The 18749-nt window shown below is 56.3% G+C and carries 20 protein-coding genes; 8 read left to right on the top strand and 12 right to left on the bottom strand.

Features of this window, described 5'->3' with window-relative positions; translation table 11 throughout:
• Positions 1 to 14: 14 nt before the first annotated feature.
• Genes iadA through ACWKXX_RS14435 form a run of 3 tightly spaced genes read right to left on the bottom strand, consistent with a single transcriptional unit; the run spans position 15 to position 2294 of the window.
• The gene (gene iadA / locus ACWKXX_RS14445) at positions 15 to 1178 is read right to left on the bottom strand and encodes a beta-aspartyl-peptidase (RefSeq protein WP_047728104.1); all 1164 of its coding nucleotides are present in this window, start codon (positions 1176 to 1178) and stop codon (positions 15 to 17) included.
• A gap of 10 nt (positions 1179 to 1188) precedes the next feature.
• Positions 1189 to 1650 (bottom strand): YjiG family protein, encoded by a 462-nt coding sequence (locus tag ACWKXX_RS14440; RefSeq protein ID WP_015572448.1) that lies wholly within the window; start codon positions 1648 to 1650, stop codon positions 1189 to 1191.
• The gene (locus ACWKXX_RS14435; protein ID WP_015572449.1) at positions 1647 to 2294 is read right to left on the bottom strand and encodes a nucleoside recognition domain-containing protein; all 648 of its coding nucleotides are present in this window, start codon (positions 2292 to 2294) and stop codon (positions 1647 to 1649) included. The genes ACWKXX_RS14440 and ACWKXX_RS14435 overlap by 4 nt, the downstream gene beginning before the upstream one ends.
• 233 nt (positions 2295 to 2527) lie before the next feature.
• Between ACWKXX_RS14435 and ACWKXX_RS14430 the strand changes: the two genes are divergently transcribed.
• On the top strand, positions 2528 to 2881 hold the full coding sequence (locus tag ACWKXX_RS14430) for a DUF4156 domain-containing protein (RefSeq protein WP_040117105.1): 354 nt from the start codon (positions 2528 to 2530) through the stop codon (positions 2879 to 2881).
• Between the two features lie 65 nt (positions 2882 to 2946).
• On the opposite strand, the gene epmB is transcribed toward ACWKXX_RS14430, so the two are convergent.
• Entirely contained in the window at positions 2947 to 3975 is a 1029-nt protein-coding gene (epmB, locus tag ACWKXX_RS14425; protein WP_023295789.1) for an EF-P beta-lysylation protein EpmB, read from the bottom strand.
• A 40-nt stretch (positions 3976 to 4015) separates the two neighbouring features.
• Here epmB and efp point away from each other — a divergent pair, with 40 nt between their 5' ends.
• The 3 genes from efp (at position 4016) to ecnB (ending at position 5026) form a co-directional block, all read left to right on the top strand.
• A complete protein-coding gene (gene efp / locus ACWKXX_RS14420; protein WP_003855940.1) occupies positions 4016 to 4582 on the top strand; it encodes an elongation factor P in 567 nt (188 codons plus the stop codon).
• Positions 4583 to 4639: 57 nt separating this feature from the next.
• Positions 4640 to 4771, top strand: coding sequence for an entericidin A/B family lipoprotein (locus tag ACWKXX_RS14415; RefSeq protein WP_015572451.1), 132 nt, complete (start codon positions 4640 to 4642; stop codon positions 4769 to 4771).
• Positions 4772 to 4879: 108 nt separating this feature from the next.
• Positions 4880 to 5026, top strand: coding sequence for a lipoprotein toxin entericidin B (gene ecnB / locus ACWKXX_RS14410; protein ID WP_003855942.1), 147 nt, complete (start codon positions 4880 to 4882; stop codon positions 5024 to 5026).
• Positions 5027 to 5063: 37 nt separating this feature from the next.
• On the opposite strand, the gene ACWKXX_RS14405 is transcribed toward ecnB, so the two are convergent.
• Positions 5064 to 5663 (bottom strand): helix-turn-helix transcriptional regulator, encoded by a 600-nt coding sequence (locus ACWKXX_RS14405; protein WP_032104122.1) that lies wholly within the window; start codon positions 5661 to 5663, stop codon positions 5064 to 5066.
• Positions 5664 to 5925: 262 nt separating this feature from the next.
• On the opposite strand from ACWKXX_RS14405, the gene sugE reads away from it, so the two are divergent.
• Positions 5926 to 6243 carry a quaternary ammonium compound efflux SMR transporter SugE gene (sugE, locus tag ACWKXX_RS14400; protein WP_015572453.1) on the top strand — a complete coding sequence of 106 codons (318 nt, stop codon included), beginning with the start codon at positions 5926 to 5928 and terminating at the stop codon, positions 6241 to 6243.
• Here sugE and ACWKXX_RS14395 read toward each other — a convergent pair.
• Entirely contained in the window at positions 6240 to 6770 is a 531-nt protein-coding gene (locus ACWKXX_RS14395) for a lipocalin family protein (protein ID WP_045911896.1), read from the bottom strand. The two genes, sugE and ACWKXX_RS14395, sit on opposite strands and share 4 nt — an antisense overlap.
• 158 nt (positions 6771 to 6928) lie before the next feature.
• Complete coding sequence (gene blaACT, locus ACWKXX_RS14390; protein WP_261665791.1) at positions 6929 to 8074, bottom strand: ACT family cephalosporin-hydrolyzing class C beta-lactamase; 1146 nt, start codon at positions 8072 to 8074, stop codon at positions 6929 to 6931.
• Between the two features lie 132 nt (positions 8075 to 8206).
• On the opposite strand from blaACT, the gene ampR reads away from it, so the two are divergent.
• Positions 8207 to 9082 carry a LysR family transcriptional regulator AmpR gene (gene ampR / locus ACWKXX_RS14385; RefSeq protein ID WP_023302952.1) on the top strand — a complete coding sequence of 292 codons (876 nt, stop codon included), beginning with the start codon at positions 8207 to 8209 and terminating at the stop codon, positions 9080 to 9082.
• Positions 9083 to 9111: 29 nt separating this feature from the next.
• Here ampR and frdD read toward each other — a convergent pair whose 3' ends face one another.
• Genes frdD through frdA form a run of 4 tightly spaced genes read right to left on the bottom strand, consistent with a single transcriptional unit; the run spans position 9112 to position 12405 of the window.
• Positions 9112 to 9471, bottom strand: a complete 360-nt coding sequence (frdD, locus tag ACWKXX_RS14380; protein ID WP_000609653.1) for a fumarate reductase subunit FrdD — start codon at positions 9469 to 9471, stop codon at positions 9112 to 9114.
• A 10-nt stretch (positions 9472 to 9481) separates the two neighbouring features.
• Positions 9482 to 9877: a fumarate reductase subunit FrdC gene (frdC, locus tag ACWKXX_RS14375; protein WP_017383964.1), complete on the bottom strand. Its 396-nt coding sequence runs from the start codon at positions 9875 to 9877 to the stop codon at positions 9482 to 9484.
• A gap of 10 nt (positions 9878 to 9887) precedes the next feature.
• Positions 9888 to 10622 carry a fumarate reductase iron-sulfur protein gene (gene frdB / locus ACWKXX_RS14370; protein ID WP_006810403.1) on the bottom strand — a complete coding sequence of 245 codons (735 nt, stop codon included), beginning with the start codon at positions 10620 to 10622 and terminating at the stop codon, positions 9888 to 9890.
• Positions 10615 to 12405: a fumarate reductase (quinol) flavoprotein subunit gene (frdA, locus tag ACWKXX_RS14365; RefSeq protein ID WP_110871181.1), complete on the bottom strand. Its 1791-nt coding sequence runs from the start codon at positions 12403 to 12405 to the stop codon at positions 10615 to 10617. The genes frdB and frdA overlap by 8 nt, the downstream gene beginning before the upstream one ends.
• 310 nt (positions 12406 to 12715) lie before the next feature.
• Here frdA and epmA point away from each other — a divergent pair, with 310 nt between their 5' ends.
• Positions 12716 to 13693 (top strand): elongation factor P--(R)-beta-lysine ligase, encoded by a 978-nt coding sequence (gene epmA / locus ACWKXX_RS14360; RefSeq protein WP_039271975.1) that lies wholly within the window; start codon positions 12716 to 12718, stop codon positions 13691 to 13693.
• A gap of 177 nt (positions 13694 to 13870) precedes the next feature.
• Entirely contained in the window at positions 13871 to 15370 is a 1500-nt protein-coding gene (gene yjeM / locus ACWKXX_RS14355; protein WP_015572460.1) for a glutamate/gamma-aminobutyrate family transporter YjeM, read from the top strand.
• Between the two features lie 36 nt (positions 15371 to 15406).
• On the opposite strand, the gene mscM is transcribed toward yjeM, so the two are convergent.
• The gene (gene mscM / locus ACWKXX_RS14350) at positions 15407 to 18730 is read right to left on the bottom strand and encodes a miniconductance mechanosensitive channel MscM (RefSeq protein ID WP_261665790.1); all 3324 of its coding nucleotides are present in this window, start codon (positions 18728 to 18730) and stop codon (positions 15407 to 15409) included.
• Between the last annotated feature and the right edge of the window lie 19 nt (positions 18731 to 18749).

Raw genomic sequence — 18749 nt, 5'->3', positions numbered from 1 at the left:
TTTTTTATTGTCTTCTACTCAAAGGTGCCTTTCACGCACACAACGCCTCCACGCACCATCTGGCGGCCTTTCGCCCAGACCTCACGGATCTTAAGATCATCGGTCAGCACCAGGACGTCGGCATCGCATCCGGGCGCGATCCGCCCTTTATGCTCCAGGCCGAGAAACTCCGCCACGTTACGCGTAAACGGCAGAAGCGCCTCCTCCAGCGGCAGGTGATACCGGCCGACCAGCTGCTGTAGCGTCTCAAGCAGGGACTCAAATCCCGCCACGCCAATGCCAACAAGATTACCATTTGCGTCAAAATTCGGCTGGCTGCCGTTGCCATCCGAGCTGAGCGTGAGCCGGTTAAACGGCACCTGTGCTTCACGGGCCGTCGCGATAGCGGTGGCGGCATCAACAGGCTCGCTGATGCTGGTGGTGATGTCGATGTACCCCCCTTCGCGGGCATAGTCCAGTGCGGCGTGGAACAGTGCCTGGGCGCGGTTGACGTGAGTTGGCAGCAGCTTCGTGCGGGGCACGTCGGCGTTATTCAGGATGTTAAGCAGCGGCTCCAGCAGTTTCGGGCTGTTGCCGAGGTGAAACACGGATATCCCCGCTTTGGCGCCCAGCAGCCCGCCGACGCGTGACTGGGCGGCCATATTCGCGAGCTGGTCATCTGCCGGCGCGGAAGAGCGATGGTCGGAAATCGCGCATTTCACGCCAATGATTTTATCAATCAGCGCCACATCCTTTTCGATACTGCCGGTAATCGTCGGAGAAGGCAGGCCATACGCGCCTGTCAGCATCCACGTGCTGATCCCTTCATGCTCAAGCGCCCGCGTTTTCGCCAGCAGCGACTCGGGATGGCGGGTCACGCCGTCGGTGCCCAGCAGGCCAACAACGGAGGTGATGCCAGCCGCCACCAGCGCAGACAATCGCACCTCTGGCGTCCGGGTGTGGGGACCGGCTTCACCGCCGCCGCCAATCAGGTGTACATGCTGATCGATAAACCCCGGACAAACCACCGCTCCGGCGAGATCGCTTTCAGGACAGTCTGGCCTCGTTGTGGCGTGGCCCGCTTTTTCGACTGCGACGATTTTTCCTCCGGCAATCAGCAGATCGCAATGCCCAAGATCCTCGGGAGCGTAAAGCTGCGCATTGCGGAAAAGGTGCGGTTCCAGCACTGAAAAATCCATTTTTATCTCCTCAGAAGAGTAGCTGCATCACCCACATTGAGAGCAGGGCGTTAATGACGCAGATAGTGATGATGTGCGGATAATACTTCGGGTTGACGCCTGCGGTGCCAAGGCAACGGCCCGTGTTTTGCACCGGATTACCCATCAGATAGATGGCGGGCAGCAGGATGGTGGCATCGTGACCGTTGAGCGTGCCGGCAGCGACCAGACTGGCGCAGACCCCCACACCGCCGCCCATGCTCATTACCGAGGCCAGAAGAACCGTTGCCGCCGCACCCGGAAGCCCCCACAGGGCCATGATGGGCTCGCATACCCTGCCGACAATATCCAGCAGGCCGGTTACCTTGAGCGCCTGAATGATGACAAACGCCATGACCACGTTCGGCAGCAGGCTGGTGGTGGCGATGGTAAAGCCGCGGCGGGCGCCATCGATAAACAGGTCCATGATATTTTTACGCGGCTGGGCGATCATCTTTCCTCCTGAACGCGGCGAACTTCCATGTGGGCGATCCACAGTCGCAGGAAGTTCGCGCCAACAAATTTGAACACCAGAATGACGGCAAGCGGCGTGATCACCGGGACGGTAATAAAGGTAAAGAGTGCGGCACCAGAAGAAAAATAGTTGGTAATAATGGCGCTACCGCTGGTCTGGAAGGTGGCGAAAATGGCGCGTTCATGGTCAGTAATCGCCCCTTCGTCAGTCAACTCTTTGGTCATCCCTGCGGCTGCATCGGTATTTTGCAGGTTGGCGATAAGCGCCAGAGAGCAGATGCCCGGCACGCCGAGCAGCGGGCGCAGAATGGGCGTCATGAGCTGTTGTGCGGCACGCAGCCCGCCCAGCCCCTCGGTAACGGCAATGATCCCGAGCGATAAAATGACCGAGGGCGCCAGTTCAAGGGCAAATAAAAAACCGTCTTTCGCTCCTGTGCCGCCCTCACCGCGAAACGTCAGCGCGCCGTTCACCGGTCCAAAGCTGCCGTTCAGCACGGTAAAATCCAGCACGCGCCACCATTCGGTACTTTTGGCGAAAAAACCTGAGAAAAATACGATGGTGAGCACGAACGCCAGATAGCCCACCCAGGTTACTTTTTCCTCTCCTGAGGATGATGCACTCATGAAACCCCCTTTTTTGAGTCGCGTACAAAAGTTGTACGTCGCATCACTAAAAACGATCGGGGGCTAAAACACGATATCCCAAAGGTTATTATCAGAATTCATTTAAGATGTCGGAGGAGTGCCAGCGGAATCTGGCTCGCAGAAATGCTCAGCATTTTTCTTTTGGTCATCTTTTTAGTATAAGGTTTACACGCGGACAACTACTGTCCAGCTTATTGAAAACGAGGAATAACATGCGCATAAAAGTCTGTGCAGGGATTGTAGGTGCAGCATTGCTGCTGGTGGGTTGTAGCACCAGCAATGAGCTGACGGCAGCGGGCCAGAGCGTTCGCTTTGTGGAAGATAAGCCGGGCAGCGAATGCCAGCTGTTAGGCACCGCCACTGGCGAGCAAAGCAACTGGATGTCGGGGCAGCACGGCGAAGAGGGCGGCTCTATGCGCGGTGCGGCCAATGCCCTGCGTAATCAGGCTGCGGCAATGGGCGGCAACGTCATTTACGGGGTGAGCAGCCCGACGCAGGGGATGCTGTCCAGCTTTGTGCCAACCGCCAGCCAGATGAACGGCCAGGTCTATAAGTGCCCGAACTGAGATAACTTTTTGATGGCGCTGCCGCTTTATCTCCAGGGCAGGTAAGCGTAGCGCCACCTGCCTTTTTACTGCTGCCGCAGCTGCAAATCCAGCGGCGTCTTACTCGGCTCTCCGCCAATCTCACGTGCCAGCTTCGGCACCATATAACCCGAAACCAGCGTTAACAGCTCGCGCATAATCTTCCGGGCCTCTTCATCCGTCACCATGAAGTGCGCCGCGCCCTGGACGCGATCCAGAACATGCAGGTAATAGGGCATTACGCCCGCATCAAATAAGGCATTGCTGAGATCGGCCAGCACGCGGGCGCTGTCGTTCACGCCGCGCAGTAATACGCTCTGGTTGAGCAGCGTCACGCCTGCCTTTCGCATACGCGCCATCGCCGCACGAAAGTCCGCGTCAATTTCATTCGCGTGGTTGATATGGTTCACCAGCAGCACCTGCAAACGGGACTGCTCCAGGCGCGTGACCAGGGCGTCGGTGATACGCGCCGGGATGACGATCGGTAAACGGCTGTGAATGCGCAGACGCTTAATGTGCGGGATGGTCTCAAGCTGAGTCAGCAGCCAGTCCAGCTCATGATCTTTTGCCATCAGCGGGTCGCCGCCGGAAAAGATGATTTCATCCAGCTCCGGGTGCGCCGCGATGTAGTCCAGTGCCACCTGCCAGTTGCGTTTATTGCCCTGATTTTCGGCGTACGGGAAGTGGCGACGGAAGCAATAGCGGCAATTTACCGCGCAACCACCCTTAACCAGCAGCAGGGCGCGATTACGGTATTTATGCAGCAAACCCGGTACGACACTGTTTTGCTCTTCCAGCGGATCGGTGCTGTATCCGGGGGCGGTAATAAACTCATCCTGAGAGGTAAGGGTTTGTTTTAATAATGGATCATCAGGGTTACCCTTTTCCATTCGGGCAACAAACGCGCGGGGAACGCGCAGGGCGAAAAGGCGCTTCGCCTCACGACCTGCACGCAACGCTTCGTGCTGTTCGAGGTCTAAAAGACGCAGCAATTCATCAGGACTGGTGATTACATCGGCAAGTTGCGATAACCAATCTTCTCTGGACGGGGTGTTTAGGGTTACAATATGCGCCATTTTGTGGCTTAGCTACCAGTTAACAAATTTAGAGGGCCTTATGGCAACGTACTATAGCAACGATTTTCGTGCTGGTCTTAAAATCATGATGGACGGCGAACCGTACGCGGTTGAAGCCAGCGAATTCGTTAAACCAGGTAAAGGCCAGGCATTCGCACGCGTTAAGCTGCGCCGCCTGCTGACCGGTACCCGTGTTGAGAAAACCTTCAAATCTACTGACTCCGCTGAAGGCGCTGATGTTGTCGATATGAACCTGACTTACCTGTACAACGACGGTGAGTTCTGGCACTTCATGAACAACGAAACCTTCGAGCAGCTGTCTGCGGACGCGAAAGCGATTGGCGACAACGCCAAGTGGCTGCTGGATCAGGCTGAGTGCATCGTTACCCTGTGGAACGGTCAGCCTATCGCGGTTACGCCTCCGAACTTCGTTGAGCTGGAAATCGTTGAAACCGATCCAGGTCTGAAAGGTGATACCGCAGGTACTGGCGGCAAGCCTGCCACCCTGTCTACCGGCGCGGTGGTTAAAGTGCCACTGTTCGTACAGATCGGTGAAGTGATCAAAGTGGATACCCGCTCCGGCGAATACGTATCCCGCGTGAAGTAATTTACGTCATGATTAAAGGCGCAGCGCCCGCTGCGCCTGATTTTGCAGGCAGGGAAGATGAAACGTACCGTTAAAATTCTGCTTCTGTTAGCGTTCTCCAGCGCAATTCTCTCCGGTTGCAACACCGCGCGTGGCGTGGGCGAAGATATTCAGGATCTCGGCCATATCATTTCCCATGCGGCCAGCTAATTCCGTCTAATTTTCCTAAAAATTCTTCCTTTTCCGTCAAACGACAAGATCTTGTCTATTCTTAAGTTGCTATACACAAAATAACTTTGGCTATAAAAGGAAGATATTATGGTTAAGAAAACAATTGCAGCGATCTTTTCTGTTCTGGTGCTTTCTTCGGTACTGACTGCATGTAACACCACCCGTGGCGTAGGGGAAGATATCTCCGACGGTGGTAACGCGATTTCTGGCGCAGCAACTAAAGCTCAGAACTAATGAAAGCGACGGTACGGCAGCTAACTTCACCGTACCGTCAATTCTCCACTTCCTGTAGCGATAAAAACGGGGAGTAACGCGTATCCATATGAAGCTTCATGCGGATATTGCGTTTGTACGTATACACCGTTTTTCCGTTAATGCGCAGATTGCTGGCAATTTTCTGGTTGCTCGCACCATCCATCCACAGGGTCAGTACTCTCTCTTCCTGACGCGTCAGTAACGGTGCCGCCATTTCCGGAAGCTCCGCGCTTACGCATGTCGTTAGCGCGTCGTTTATCACCGCCGCCAGTTTTTCCAGATCGGTATTTTTGGAGAGTGAAGACCATATCGGGAACTGCGCAAGATAATCTGTCATCTCCTGCTCCTGCCCCGATTGCAGCATAATAAAAGGCAATGTTTCGCTGGCAATAAGCAGGGAAGATAGCTGCTGAAAATGGTGTAAATCCTGCCGGAAGCCCGATAAATCAGCGATGACCAGCGCAGGTTTCCATTGCAGGATATGCTCTCTGGCGAGGAAAAGATTATTTACCCCGGTTACGACGAAATGACCCGAAAACAGGTCTGAATGATTGAGCCAGGCTTCAAATCCCGTGCGGGTGAAGTGACAACGGTCAATCAAAAGAATTTTGAACATATAATTTTCGCAGTCGGCTAGTGGTTTGGCTTCCTGCCATCAGAAAGCCTATCATCATAGAGAAGTCGGATGAGTCATAAATGCCTGAACTCCGTGCCTTACTGAGGCTATTTCTTGCCTTAACGTGTTCAGCAGAAAAAGTTTGAAAAAAAATTCCATGCTAACCAAAATATAAGGCGCAACCTCAGCCTTGCGGGACGACCCGTAAGCGCTTCATTCATCGGGGACGGCCCCAACTTGTCGTTAAGTTAAGGAGCCTGATATGTCCTGGATCGTTCTTGTTATTGCCGGTTTGCTCGAAGTGGTATGGGCAATTGGCCTGAAATATACCCACGGTTTTACCCGCCTGACGCCCAGCGTCATCACTATCGCCGCAATGATTGTCAGTATCGTCATGCTGTCATGGGCGATGCGAACCTTGCCAGTCGGAACGGCTTACGCTGTCTGGACTGGAATTGGCGCGGTAGGGGCTGCCATTACCGGCATTCTGCTGCTGGGGGAGTCTGCGAGTCTGGCGCGCATCGCCAGCCTCGCGTTAATCGTCGCGGGTATCATCGGGTTAAAACTCAGTACGCACTAATGCAGCTGTTTTACCCAGATTAATTTCGTCACGTCAAACCCTTGCCGGGTCGCTATGTCCAGCATCTGCTGTTTCATTTCCGTCGAGATCGTTGGCGTGCGGGAGAGGAGCCATAGATAGTTGCGATCCGGCCCACACACCAGCGCATGGCGGTACTCTCTGTCCAGCGCAATGACGTTATACCCGCCATAGAATGGGCCGATGAAAGAGACTTTCATGGCCGCGCGGTTAGACGCGCCGGTGAAATAGGCCTGACCAACTGACTGCTGCCACATCTGGCGATCCGGGTTATAGCCGCGGTTAATGACCCGGATCCCGCCGTCATCCATCGCGCTGTAGCTGACCGTGACTTTTTCTAAGCTCCGTTCGAACTGATGGTCCATTCGGGCGATTTCATACCAGGTGCCGAGGAAGCGCTGTGCGTCGAAATTACTGACTACCGTGACGCCAGGCGGAGGAGTAGGGGAACTGCAAGCAACCACTAAAAACGCGGCTGTTACTGCGGCAATAACAGGCAGAATGCGCATAGGAGTTTCCTTACTGTTTTTTGTTAAGTGTAGATGACAGCAAGGAAAATGCGGGAGATTGTGCAGGGTGTTTTGCCGGGTGGCGGCTTCGCCTTACCCGGCCTACAAAGTTCACGCGTTGTATAGGCCGGGTAAGCGCAGCGCCACCCGGCAATGTTTTACTGTAGCGCCTCGAGGATATGGTATGCCGCCTCAACGCGTGCCGGGTTCGGATAGCTTGTATTCGCGAGCATCACAATACCGATCTGCTTTTCAGGAATAAAGGCCACGTAGCTGCCAAACCCGCCAGTAGAGCCCGTTTTATGGACCCAGGACGCTTTGACCGGGGGAGCCGGTGGATTCACTTCTACCACGGGCAACGGCGCCAGCGCTACCTTACTGTCGCTGCCCTCGACCACCGTGTTGGCCTCCACGGGCCAGTTGAGCATCTCCCAGCCCAGACCCTGATACATTGACCCGATACGCCAGTAGCGCGACTGCGCCAGCGCGATGCCCTGCTTAAGTGAGGCATCAGCAACGTTCTCCGGCGCCATGTTTGCCATGACCCAGTTCGCCATATCCTGCACGTTGGTTTTCACGCCATAGGCTTGTGCATCCAGCATACCCGGCGAAACGCGCACCGCTTTACCGTCACGATAGCCCCAGGCGTAATGCGCCTCTTCCGCTTTCGGCACGTTAATCCAGGTATGGTCCAGCTTGAGCGGCTTAAGGACCCGCGTCGTCATGGCCTGCTCATAGGGCATGCCAGAAGGTTTGACCGCCAGCGCACCAAAAAGACCGATGCTGGCGTTGGCGTAAAGACGCGTTGTGCCAGGCTTCCACTGCGGCTGCCAGTTTTGATAAAAGCGCAGCAGGGAGGCGTTATCCGTGACCTCATTCGGTACCTGTAGCGGCAGGCCGCCAGCGGTGTAGGTGGCGAGATCCAGCATACGAATACCCTGCCACTGCTTGCCCGTCAGCTGTGGCCAGTATCTGGTCACCGGATCGTCCAGCGAAATTTCACCGCGAGCAATGGCATCCCCACCTAAAACGCCGGTGAAGGTTTTACTTATAGAACCCAGCTCGAACAGGGTCTGAGGCGTAACGGATTTATTCGCCGCGATATCGGCCTTGCCAAACGTGTAATAGTGCGGTTTTCCCTGATAAATAACGGCCACCGCCATGCCTGGAACAGACTGGGCTTTCATCAGCGGGGTAACCGTATTCGCGACCACCTCCGCCAGCTGTTTTTCTGACACTGGCGCGGCGAGAGCAGAGCAAGAGATGCCGAGCAGCAGGGCGCAGCAAAGGGATTTTTTCATCATCAGTAATCTTCCGTAATAGCGAGTCAAGGGGATGTCCGGGCCCGTCAGACAGGCGTAGTCTGTTGGATTTGACTGTGCCTGACAAACGGTTAAATTTAGCATTAGCTGTTAATTTTTCTAACGGAAGCGACCATGACGCGAAGCTATCTCCCCCTCAATTCGCTTCGGGCTTTTGAGGCCGCCGCAAGACATCTCAGCTTTACGCATGCGGCCATTGAACTGAACGTGACGCATTCGGCTATTAGCCAGCATGTGAAAACGCTGGAGCAGCACCTGAACTGTCAGCTGTTCATTCGCGTGTCGCGCGGGCTGATGTTGACTACCGAGGGCGAAAATTTACTGCCGGTGCTGAATGATTCGTTCGATCGTATAGCCGGAATGCTGGATCGCTTCGCTAACCATCGTGCGCAGGAGAAGCTGAAAATCGGCGTGGTGGGTACGTTTGCCACCGGGGTCTTATTCTCGCAGCTGGAGGATTTTCGCCGTGGCTATCCACACATCGATCTTCAGCTTTCCACCCATAACAACCGCGTTGATCCGGCTGCCGAAGGGCTTGACTATACGATCCGCTACGGTGGCGGGGCGTGGCACGGTACCGAGGCTGAATTTCTTTGTCATGCGCCGCTCGCGCCGCTATGTACACCTGATATCGCCGCCAGTCTGCACAGTCCGGCCGACATCCTCAGGTTTACGCTGCTGCGCTCCTACCGACGCGACGAGTGGACCGCGTGGATGCAGGCGGCCGGCGAGCATCCCCCTTCGCCAACGCACCGCGTGATGGTATTTGATTCGTCCGTGACCATGCTGGAGGCCGCTCAGGCAGGGGTGGGCATTGCTATTGCGCCTGTCGATATGTTTACCCATCTGTTAGCCAGCGAGCGCATTGTGCAGCCCTTTGCGACGCAGATTGAGCTCGGCAGTTACTGGCTGACCCGATTGCAGTCCCGGGCAGAAACGCCAGCCATGCGCGAATTTTCCCGGTGGCTGGTGGAGAAGATGAAAAAGTAAAAAGCCCGCCGGATGGCGGGCCTGTTCAGTCAGATGGTGACCACGGCAATCAACGTGACGACCGTCAGAATGGTCGCCAGACCGTAGAAGACCCATTTACCGCTTGGCACATGGATTTTCAGATCGTGCATCGCATGGTGGATACGATGCAGACCACACCACAGCGGCAGGACGATCATCAGGAAGATGAACACGCGGCCAATAAAGCTGCTCGCAAAGGCCAGTACGCGCTCATAGCTCAGCGCATCGCCCGGGAACAACCCCAGCGGCAGCATGATCCCGACCAGCAGGATAATGACCGGGGCAATAATGGCGCTCCACATGCCGCCTGCGCCAAACAGCCCCCAGAAGACCGGCTCGTCTGAACGTTTTGGATTTGGATTGATCACAGTAGTCTCCTTACCAGAACAGTGCGACAAACAGAATGACCACAGAGACAACTGCCGTCACTGCCCAGAGCCCTTTAATGACCGGCTCTGGCCCCATTTTTTCGCCTTTTACAATGATGTTCGCTGCTTTTGGCGCCAGTTCAAACCAGGTTTTGGTATGAAGCAGCGCGGCGGCGAGCACAATCAGGTTCAGCACAACGATGATTGGGTTTTGCAGGAAGCCCACAAAACTGGCCCAGGCTTCCGGGCCGTGCTTGAGGGCATAAACCCCGTACAGCAGTTCGAGGCTGAACCAGACCGCGGGAACAGCCGTGCCTTCACGCAGCATATAGAAGCGATAAAACGGCAGTTTTTTCCACCAGGTGGACGGCATTGGCCGCACGTAGGCTTTGCGTTTAGTCGTCATCATGCACTCCTTAGCGTGGTTTCAGGGTAGCGATAAGAAAGTCTTTCGAGCTTTCCACTTTCCCCTGCTGAATAGCGGCGGCCGGGTCGACATGCTTCGGACAGACTTCGGAGCAGTAACCGACAAACGTGCAGGTCCAGACCCCGTTCTGGCTGTTCAGCTGGGCCATACGTTCTTTTTTGCCGTGGTCGCGGCTGTCTTCGTTATAGCGGTGCGCCAGGGTAATGGCGGCCGGGCCGATAAACTCAGGGTTCAGGCCAAACTGCGGACAGGCGGCGTAGCACAGGCCGCAGTTGATGCAGCCGGAGAACTGATGGTATTTCGCCATCTGCGCGGGCGTCTGGGTGTTTGGCCCCTGATCCGGCGTGCGCGGGTTGCCGATGATGTACGGCTTAATCGCTTCGAGGCTTTCGATAAAGTGGGTCATGTCGACCACCAGATCGCGCTCAATCGGGAAGTTGCCCAGCGCTTCAACCTTGATACCTTTGGTGTAATCACGCAGGAAGGTTTTACACGCCAGCTTTGGCACCTTGTTGACCATCATGCCGCAGGAGCCGCAAATTGCCATGCGGCAGGACCAGCGGTAGCTCAGGTCTGGGGCCAGGTTATCTTTGATATAGCCGAGCGCATCCAGCAGGGAGGTTTGCTCGTCGTAAGGGACTTCATAGAAAGCGCTGTGCGGCGCGGCGTCCACTTCCGGATTGTAGCGCACCACTTCAATTTTCAGTTTTTGCATCTCAGCCATTCGCCTTCTCCTTCTTATCGGCGGCTTCTGCTTCTGCACCGTACACGCGTTTCGCCGGTGGCAGCGTGGTGATTTTCACGTCGCTGTAGTCCAGTCGCGTAGTGCCATCCGCATCGCGCCAGGCGAGAGTGTGTTTAAGGAAATTGACGTCGTCACGTTCGGTGCAGCCCTCATCCAGGCGCTGGTGCGCGCCGCGGGACTCTTTACGCGCCAGGGCGGAATGGGCCATACACTCTGCGACGTTCAGGCCGTGGCCCAGTTCAATGGTATAAAGCAGATCGGTATTGAAGACGCTGGAGGTGTCGGTGACACGCACGCGCTTGAAGCGTTCCTGGAGTTCCGCCAGCTTGTCGACGGTTTTCTGCATCAGCTCTGGCGTACGGTAGATCCCGCAGCCTTCTTCCATCGACAGCCCCATTTCGTCGCGGATCTTCGACCAGTTTTCGTTACCTTCCTGGTTCACCAGGTCTTTCAGGCGTTTTTCGACGTCTGCAACCTGCGCATCCAGCGCCGCGCTGTTAGCTTCACCTGCCGTTGCGGCACGCTCCATCGCACGTTCGCCCGCCATGCGACCAAAGACCACCAGCTCAGCCAGCGAGTTCGAGCCCAGACGGTTTGCGCCGTGCAGACCGACGGAGGAACACTCGCCCACCGCAAACAGCCCTTTGATGCGGGTTTCGCACTGCTGGTCGGTTTCGATACCGCCCATGGTGTAGTGCGCGGTTGGACGCACCGGGATCGGCTCTTTCACCGGATCGACGCCCACATAGGCTTTCGCCAGCTCGCAGATAAACGGCAGACGCTCCAGCAGTTTCTTCTCGCCGAGATGACGCAGGTCGAGATGCACCACGTCGCCGCGCGGCGTTGAGATGGTGTTGCCTTTGCGCCACTCGTGCCAGAAAGCCTGAGAAACTTTGTCGCGTGGGCCGAGTTCCATGTATTTGTTTTTCGGCTCGCCAAGCGGGGTTTCCGGACCCATGCCGTAATCCTGCAAATAGCGATAGCCGTTTTTGTTGACCAGAATACCGCCTTCACCGCGGCAGCCTTCCGTCATCAGTATGCCGGAGCCCGGCAGGCCGGTTGGGTGATACTGGACGAACTCCATATCACGCAGCGGGACGCCGTGGCTGAGTGCCATGCCCATACCGTCACCGGTGACGATGCCGCCGTTGGTGTTGTAGCGGTATACGCGACCCGCACCGCCCGTTGCCATCACCACCGCCTTAGCGCGGATCTGGACAAGCGTGCCTTCCATCATGTTCATCGCCACCAGTCCGCGCGCATGACCGTCGTCGACCAGAATGTCGAGAACGAAATGTTCGTCAAAGCGCTGGATTTGTGGGAACTGGAGGGAGGTCTGGAACAGGGTGTGCAGCATGTGGAAGCCGGTCTTATCGGCGGCAAACCAGGTGCGTTCGATCTTCATGCCACCGAAGCGGCGGACGTTGACGCTCCCGTCCGGACGGCGGCTCCACGGGCATCCCCACTGTTCCAGCTGGGTCATTTCCGTTGGGCAATGGTGCACGAAGTAATCAACGACATCCTGTTCGCAAAGCCAGTCGCCCCCTGCAACCGTGTCGTGGAAATGGTATTCGAAGCTGTCATGATCCTGCGCGACGGCGGCGGATCCTCCTTCTGCGGCTACCGTGTGGCTGCGCATCGGATAGACTTTTGAAATCAATGCGATTTTAGCGTTCGGATTGGCTTGTGCCGCAGCAATTGCAGCGCGTAATCCAGCCCCGCCAGCGCCTATTACGGCAAGATCGGCTTGAAAAGTTTGCACGACATTCCTCCAGATTTTTGTTTTCCCGCAACGGGATGAACTAAAGGACGTTCACCTGCCCGAACGGGCGATTGCGGAAGCGATTCCACTGCTCCTTTATGGGTAAAACAGTATAACCGCGTAGAAGTGAGGGAAATTTGACGTGTTCGATTTTTTTGCTGTTCTGTGCGGTGATTTATCATCGTGATTAATGAATGGCGTCACAGTATTTCTCTGTGCAATGAAAAAGGACTTTTACTGTGCAAAATTTGTCTCTGCCCCGGCTTACGAGTAGACTTCGTGCCCTTGTCTGAAAACGGAGAAATAACTCATGAGCGAAACGGCCACCTGGCAGCCGAGCGCATCCATTCCAAACCTGCTAAAGCGCGCAGCAATTATGGCGGAGATCCGCCGTTTCTTTGCCGATCGCGGCGTCCTGGAGGTGGAAACGCCGTGCATGAGTCAGGCGACGGTCACGGATATTCATCTGGTCCCGTTTGAAACCCGTTTTGTTGGCCCAGGCCACTCTCAGGGCATGAATCTGTATCTGATGACCAGCCCGGAATACCATATGAAGCGTCTGCTGGCGGCCGGGTGTGGTCCGGTCTATCAGCTGTGCCGTAGCTTCCGTAATGAAGAGATGGGCCGACACCATAATCCGGAATTCACCATGCTGGAGTGGTACCGCCCGCACTACGACATGTATCGTCTGATGAACGAAGTTGACGATCTGCTGCAACAGGTGCTGGATTGCGCGGAAGCTGAAACGCTCTCCTATCAGCAGGCCTTCCAGCGCCATCTGGAAATCGATCCGCTGTCGGCTGATAAAACACAGCTGCGTGAAGTGGCGGCAAAACTGGATCTGAGCAACGTGGCGGATAGCGAAGAGGATCGCGACACGCTGCTGCAACTGCTGTTCACCTTTGGTGTTGAACCGCAGATTGGCAAAGATCGTCCGACGTTTGTCTATCACTTCCCGGCCAGCCAGGCCTCACTGGCGCAGATCAGCACCGAAGATCACCGCGTGGCGGAGCGTTTTGAGGTGTATTTCAAAGGCATCGAGCTGGCGAACGGTTTCCACGAGCTGACCGACGCGCGCGAACAGCAGCAGCGTTTCGAGCAGGATAACCGCAAGCGCAACGCGCGCGGTCTGCCGCAGCAGCCGATTGATACTCATCTGCTGGAAGCGCTTAAAGCCGGTCTGCCGGACTGCTCCGGCGTGGCGCTGGGTGTGGATCGCCTGGTCATGCTGGCGCTGGGTGCCGAGCACCTGGGCGATGTGATTGCCTTTACGGTCGATCGCGCCTGAAAAAATGCCGAGTGGCGCTGCGCTTACCCGGCCTGCTCGGTCATTTAACTCTGCCACATTAAAAACTGCTCATTTCTCTCTATACGGGTCTTTTTCTTAATTTGACTCGGATAGCCACATTGTTTGTCTGGTCATCTGCTACCATCCGCGCAGTTTAATTCCGTTTCGGATGGTTATATGTCTCACTCACTCAAAAAAATGACCCTTACCGGGCTCATTCTGATGATTTTTACGTCAGTCTTTGGCTTTGCCAATAGCCCGTCCGCGTTTTATCTGATGGGCTACAGCGCGACGCCGTTTTATATCGTTTCCGCTCTGTTCTTCTTTATCCCGTTTGCGCTGATGATGGCGGAGATGGGCTCGGCGTACCGGAAAGAAGAAGGCGGCATCTATTCGTGGATGAACAACAGCGTCGGTCCGCGTTACGCGTTTATCGGTACGTTCATGTGGTTTTCATCCTACGTCGTCTGGATGGTCAGCACGGCGGCCAAGGTTTGGGTGCCGTTCTCAACGTTTCTCTTCGGTGCGGATAAAACGCAGGTCTGGTCTCTGGCGGGGCTGAGCTCCACGCAGGTGGTCGGTATTCTGGCAGTGTGCTGGATGGTGGTGGTCACCCTGGTGGCCTCGAAAGGCATCAACAAAATTGCCCGTATCACTGCCGTTGGCGGTATTTCCGTGATGTGCCTGAACCTGGTGCTGCTGCTGGTCAGCATCGCCATTCTGTGCCTGAACGGCGGGCATTTCGCACAGGAAGTCAACTTCGTTTCATCGCCTAATCCGGGTTACCAGTCCGGGCTGGCCATGCTCTCCTTCGTGGTGTTTGCCATCTTTGCTTACGGTGGAATTGAAGCCGTGGGCGGGCTGGTCGACAAAACCGAAAATCCGGAAAAGAACTTCGCTAAAGGCATTATCTTTGCCGCCATCGTCATTTCCATTGGCTACTCACTGGCGATTTTCCTCTGGGGCGTCAGCACCAACTGGCAGCAGATGTTAAGTAATAACACCACCAACCTCGGCAACATTACCTACGTGCTGATGAAAAGCCTGGGGGTGACGCTGGGCAACGCCATGGATCTCGCGCCGGAAACGTCGGCCACCCTGGGGATCTGGTTTGCGCGGATTACTGGCTTGTCGATGTTCCTCGCCTATACTGGCGCATTCTTCACGCTGATCTACTCGCCGCTGAAAGCGATTATTCAGGGGACGCCAAAGGCGCTGTGGCCCGCACGTATGACGCAGCTGAACGCTGCCGGTATGCCTGCCAACGCGATGTGGATGCAGTGCCTGCTGGTGTGCGTGTTCATTCTGCTGGTGTCCTTCGGCGGTGATACCGCGTCGGCGTTCTATAACAAGCTGACCCTGATGGCGAACGTATCGATGACGCTTCCGTATCTGTTCCTGACCCTGGCGTTCCCGTTCTTTAAGGCGAAGCGGGATCTGGAGCGGCCGTTTGTGATCTTCAAAACCCGCGCGGCGACGCTGCTGGCGACCACTGTTGTGGTGCTGGTCGTCGCGTTCGCCAACATCTTTACCGTCATTCAGCCCGTGGTTGAGGCAAATGACTGGAACAGCACGCTGTGGATGGTTGGCGGACCGATCTTCTTCTCGCTGCTGGCAATGGGGATTTATGAGCATTACCGTCGTCGCTCGACGGCCTGTGTAGCAGAAGTGGCGTAAAGGATTGACCCCCTCCCGACGGGGAGGGGGAAAGGATTACAAACTTCCCGCCGGGCGCGTACGCGCCGCTGACGTCAACGTTCTTCCCGTCTTACGTCCGTCCAGCGTTTCCAGACGCATCTGGAACGGTGGGAACGGCATATCAATTCCGTGCTCGCGGAAGCCAGCCAGAATCAACTGGTGGATCTCATGGCGCAGCGGCATACGGTGTCCCATCTCGGCGGCGTAGATACGCAGCTCGAAAATCTGGATCCCCTGCTGCAAATCAACCAGGAACACTTCCGGCGGCGGGTTGTCGATTACCAGCGAACAGCGTTCAGCAGCCGTATAGAGGATCTGCGTCACCTCTTCGCTGTTGGCATCCGACGGAGCGGGTACGGTCAGCACCACACGCGTGACGGAGTCGGACAGCGACCAGTTGATAAACTGCTCGGTGATAAACGCCTTGTTCGGGACGATGATCTCTTTACGGTCCCAGTCGCTGATGGTGGTGGCGCGGGTGTTGATCCTGGTGACGCTGCCGGTGAGATCGCGGATGGTCACCGTATCGCCAATTCGAATCGGCTTTTCAAACAGAATGATCAGACCAGAAACGAAGTTGGCAAAAATCTCCTGTAAACCAAAGCCCAGGCCTACGGTCAGGGCGGCAACCAGCCATTGCAGTTTTGACCATTCGATACCAATCATCGAGAAGCCAACCAGCCCACCAAACAGCATGATTAAATACTTGGTGATAGTGGTGATCGCATAGCCCGTGCCGGGGGTTAAATCCAGATGCTGCAACAGCGCCAGCTCCAGCAGGGCAGGGAAGTTACGGATCAGCTGCGTGGTGATGATCAGCACCAGAATCGCAATCAGCACGGCCCCTAAGGTGATGGGCTCCAGGCTTTCGACCCCCTGCACCGTGGACGTCACATCCCATAAAGAGATGTTCTCCAGGAAGCCAAACGCGGAGTGGATTTCCGACCACAGGAAGATCACCGACAGCAGGGCAACCAGCATCAGAATTGAGCGTACCAGCCGCAGGGACTGGGTACTGATCGCATCCAGATCCAGTTCGACGTCATCGGCGTCTGTGGTCCCTTCGGTGCTGTTGATGTGGTTCGGCTCTTCTTCACCCCGCGCGCGCTGGGCCAGAATTTCTGCGCGACGGTGTTTGGCACGGTCAAACGCCAGACGACGACGCTGGATCAGCATGCCGCGGCGAATAACATGGTAGACCACCAGCAGCAGGAACCAGATAGCCACCGACGTTTCCAGTCGGGCGAGCAGCGCCTGCGCCGTGGCGAGATAACCGACCGCTGCCGCCAGCATCGCCGCCAGCGGCGCGCTGAGCAGCAGGTTCCACAGCAGACGGTTAAACATGTTATCGCCGCTGCCGGTCTTGTCGAGATAGAGCGGGATCCCGGCGCGTTTCAGGCTGAGCGTCACTACCGCTAACGCTCCGCAGATCAGCATAAAGCACAGCCGTCCCAGCGAGCCGGAGAACTCCCGGTCATTGAGATTATCGAACATGATCAACGCCATAATCAGCGGCACAATCAGCCCGATACTCATCAGGTAGTAACGCATCGCCCGCGCAACGCGATTACGCGGCCAGCCAAAGTGAGCGATGAACAGACCATTTGGCCGCGCAAACGTGGCGCAAATCATCACCACCCACAGCAGCGGAACGGTGGCGGTCACGCCATCGCCAATCGCGACGGCAAGCGGGTAGGGCCAGGCTTCACGCAGGCCGTATCCGAGCGTCATCCACAGCACCGGCAGCGGAGACGCGACCAGAATTGACCAGAACACAGTACGCAAGGTCAGCCAGAAGTGATCCTGGGTTACTTTTCCCACTCGGGCGCTGGAGCGCTCAAGGAAACGGGTGAAGTGACGACGGGAATAAATACTGAAGCCCACCAGAATCAGCGCCCCCAGCAGCGGGAAGATGGTCTCCTTGCTGGTTATCATCATTACGCTGGCGAGGCCCAGCTGGCTGAAGGTGTCCAATGAAATGAGGCGGCGCAGATCCTGCACAATCTCAATCGGCCAGGCGAAGGTCATCGGCCGCACGTCGGACGTCCAGAAAAGGTAACGGTGCGTGGCTTCGTTGACCTCTTTCAGCGCATCCTCCAGCTGGCTATTCGAGACTTTCAGCTTAGTCAGCTCAAGGATCAGCGTATCGCCTCCCTGCAACAGGGAATTGAGCAGTTCGCGCTGGGTGCGCAGTTGCGCTTCCAGAATACGACTTTGCTCGCCGGTGAGCGGCTGTCCGTCAGCCTGACGGATCTGGCGGATTTGCGGCTGCTTGTTGAGGAGATCTTCATAATGAAGACGCTGAACGCGCAGCTGCGCCATCTCCGTATCAAGCTGCTGCGGTTTTGGCATCTCTGGCAGACGAGCCACCTGCGCGCGTAACGCTTCGCCCAACAGGTTAGACGAGCCAAGCCACTGGGACTGTTCACGCAGCGTGTTGAGCGCCTGACGAACCTGGAGGGTTTGATTGGTGGCCTGACGCTGCTGCGAGGCCACCAAATCCATGCGCTGCGCCTGCTGATTCAGCGCGGCAGAAAGCTCGCGGTTAACCTTAAACTGGGCGACGATGCTGTCGGGCAGGTTAGCACTGTTTTCGGCCAGTAACTCGGTGCTTTCCAGCGCACGTTCAGCTTCACGCTGACGCTGGCTGTTGAGTTGATTTCTCAGCGCCTGGAGATATGCATCCAGCTGCTGGCTCTGCTTCTGCGCCAGCTCGGAACGCATCCGCGACAGCTCCTGGCGGTTGTTAGCGGAAAGCTGCGCCAGCTCCAGTTCATCAACCAGCGCTTTTAGTCTGGCGGATTCCGCCTGTAACCCAAGATTTTGCGCCTGATTCTGCGGTGTGCTGCCTGTCTGCGTCCCGATGCGACGTTCCACCTCATTTAACTGACGGCGGGCATCGGTTTGCTGCTGTGGAAGCTGGCTGAGGGAATCGGCAATTTCACGCGCCCGTTCCTGCTCCTGCTGCGCCAGCCGGCTTTTTTCCAGCAGCTGGCTGCTGACTTGCAGGATCTCCTGATTCAGCGCCTCGGACGTCATCCCCGCGGGGACCTGGCGTGGTTCATCGCGCAGGTTGTTTAGCTGCGAGCGCAGGGTCTGAGAGAGTTTGGGGAAGTTGTCGATAACCTGCTGGTACTGCTGCGCGCGCTCAAGGGAACCCTTTCGTTCCTCAAGCGCGTTCAGTGCAGACTGGAGCGACTCAACGGTCTCCGGCTGAGCGGGTTTCGCCGCTTTTGCCTGCTCCAGCTCCTGGGTTATCTGTTTGGCGTCAGGGGCCGTCGCTGCGTACGCCCCCATGCTGAGGCACCAGGCCATCAGTAATACGATAATCGGGCGCACGTCAGCGATCCTTCTGTTG

Source organism: Enterobacter sp. UPMP2061 (assembly GCF_053709615.1).
The sequence above is the reverse complement of the archived record's forward strand: the minus strand, read 5'-3'. Positions and strand labels throughout refer to the sequence as shown.